This is a genomic window from Lactobacillus ultunensis DSM 16047, assembly GCF_001436305.1.
GTDB classification, from domain to species: domain Bacteria; phylum Bacillota; class Bacilli; order Lactobacillales; family Lactobacillaceae; genus Lactobacillus; species Lactobacillus ultunensis.
Genome location: NZ_AZFO01000069.1, coordinates 1 through 2,840 on the forward strand (window position 1 = coordinate 1; position 2,840 = coordinate 2,840).

Consider the following 2,840-nt stretch of genomic DNA (forward strand, 5'->3'; position numbering starts at 1 on the left):
ACTATTTAGCTTAGAATGTTTGCTATGCTTTTAACTAACAAAATTTAGGAGGAAGTTTGAATTATGTCACCAGAAAATTTGGAAAAGATTATTGACCAACAAGCAACTACGATTCAAAACTTAACTGATGAAATCAAGCTCCTCCGTGAACAAGTAGCTTACTTAACACAAAAGCGTTACGGCAAATCTTCAAAACAAATGCCTTTGAATGGTCAAACCAGTTTATTCGATGAGCCTGATGCTCAAGATGACGGAGAGCGTCCCCGACGTCGCCGTTGAGACTATTATTTATAAGCGAAGAACTCATAAGCAAAAACGCGCCGACCTGCTGGCAGCCTTTCCAGCTGAAGATGTTCATCGTGAATTGACAGAAATCGGTGCTTATCCGGTAAGATAGGAATTGTTTTTCATTCCCGCTCAGCTTAAGCGTTTGGATCACATCCAGCATGCTTATAAGTGCCAATACTGTAGTCAAAGGAATCTTAGCGATAAGATTATTAAAGCTGCAGTACCTAAGGCGCCATTGAATCATGGTCTTGGCTCGGCTTCACTAATCGCTCATACTCTCTATCAAAAATATAAGCTGAAGGTGCCAGACTATCGTCAAGAAAGCGACTGGAAAAAGATGGGGCTTGAAATGTACCGAGTACTACTTCAAGCCGATGTATGACCTGCTCAAAAGCAAGCTGCTAGCTCAGCCTGTTTTGCATGCCGATGAAACCTACTACACTGTGCTGGAAAGCGAGACCGTTAAAACTTATTATTGGGTCTTCCTTTCTGACAGACATGATAGCTATGGGATTACTCTTTATCATCACGATCCTTCACGTAGTGGTCAAGTAGCGCTTGATTTTTTAGGTGACTACAAAGGTTATCTGCACTGCGATATGTGGCAGGCTTATGAACAGCTGCCTAAAGCAACTTTAGTTGGTTGTTGGGCCCATGTTAGAAGAAAATTCCATGAAGCCGTGCCACAAGCAGCTTCTGAAAAGTCTCTTACTAAGCAAGGACTTAATTACTGCAATCGCATGTTCTATTTAGAACAAACTTGGGAAGCTTTAAGCAAACAAGAGCGTTACCAGATAAGACAAGTAAAACTTAAGCCCTTAATGCGGAAGTTCTTTGAATGGTGCAGGAGAAATAAAGCAACTGTTTTGCCAGGTTCTAAATTAGGCAAAGCCATTAACTATGTGCTCAAGCATCAAGAAATTTTTGCGTATGTCTTGCTTGATGGCAATTTAGAATTATCCAACAACAAGGCTGAACGAGCGGTCAAATCACTCGTGATGGACAGAAAAAATTGGCTATTTTCACAAAGCTTCGAAGGAGCTACCGCTGGTTTATGTACTAATAAAGCTTTTCGAGAACAGCCAAGTCTTGCGGTTATGTTCTTAAAAACATAATTGAAACTATGTAGTGAATATATTTATGTGTTCCAATTAGTTATGTTTTTCTGGTCTATCACTTTTACAATAATTAATAGCTACATAAAATGAATACAAGAACTCAAATAAATTATCAGAGAATAGATATCCGTATTTTTCATCATTTATGTATTAAACTCTTTAAGAGTTTTTCTTTTAACTTCTATATTTACTCTGGTTTCAATACTTTTATGTTCTAGCCCAATAGCAATAGTTAAAAACTCAATACTAGAATAAAACAAGTTCATGTTTACTGATACATAAAAGTATGTGGTGTTATGCTTTTAGTTAATAAACTTTTAACTTCTTTTTGTCCCTAGTTGATAGTAAAGCGCTCTCTTCTTAAGAACTAATCAATAATTTGTGTGCCCATATAATTAATTGAAATTAAAAATATTCCAAGTTATTAGAGTCCATTATTAAATTCTGTACAATAAAGAATAATTTGTAGAACATAGTATTTGGCCATTAAACTAACTGAAAGTCATTGATAATTAATTGTCCTATAATTAGCTACAATCGATTAAATTCCTTTTTAAGTACATAAATATGTTCACCATATAATTGTGCCTATGACTACCGATTTAACAGTGTGTTCGCCCCTAATTGTTAGAGAGTTCCAAGCGGCCATCAAGTAGCGCGTGCTTAAAGGTTTCCTGATACTTCAAAGTATAATTGATAGTACAGCCTAATTTAGAAACGAGTAGGACTAAAAACTCATGATATCTAACTTTTTCATCAGTGGGTTAAGCTGTTCTTGGAAAGCTTGATATCATTCTTCGTTAGTTAAGTTTTTCCATTCTTTTCTAAATAAAATATCTACATGCAATGTTGGTCTTCCTTGCTTAGTACAAGACTTGTCTTGTGGCACAGCTTCTAAGAACGAACTTTCTTCTGACGTAGGTCCAGTAATTGCCCAATACTACTTTAATTGCCTGTATAGAAAAAATTTTGACGCTGTGTCGAAAAAAGTCTTGGAAAAGCTTCTCGCTAAGCAAGGGCTCAAATATTGTAATCATATGTTTTCTGTTAAGGAATGAAAACCATTGTTAGATAAGTCAAAGAATTCGAGCTATTGATGAAGAAGTTCTTTGGCTGATGTAAACCAAAAGTAGAAAAATCTCTGTTAGGCTCTAAATTGGGACGAATAATCAACTAATCTTTAAAATATTAAGCAATTTAAAAAATGTATTGTTTAATGGTCGATAGAATTGTCTAATAACAAAACAAAATGTGTTTCTACTGGTGAAATGATTTTAAGGTTGATTGAAATTGCCCAAAGAAACTGATTTAACCCTGAAAAACACTTAAAATACCTATTTTAAAGGTTATAAATGAAGAAAAGTTAAATACTCTTACAATGGGTTAGACTGTTCAACACATATCAAAACTGAAGCTATAAATTTAATTGCTATA

At 35.1% G+C, this 2,840-nt stretch carries 1 protein-coding gene and 1 pseudogene; both read left to right on the forward strand.

The window, feature by feature from the left end; translation table 11 throughout:
* Nucleotides 1-63: 63 nt before the first annotated feature.
* Nucleotides 64-279, forward strand: coding sequence for an IS66 family transposase (locus tag FC57_RS10315; RefSeq protein WP_007126653.1), 216 nt, complete (start codon nucleotides 64-66; stop codon nucleotides 277-279).
* Between the two features lie 310 nt (nucleotides 280-589).
* Nucleotides 590-1,403, forward strand: a pseudogene (gene tnpC / locus FC57_RS10320) (IS66 family transposase).
* Nucleotides 1,404-2,840: the final 1,437 nt, after the last annotated feature.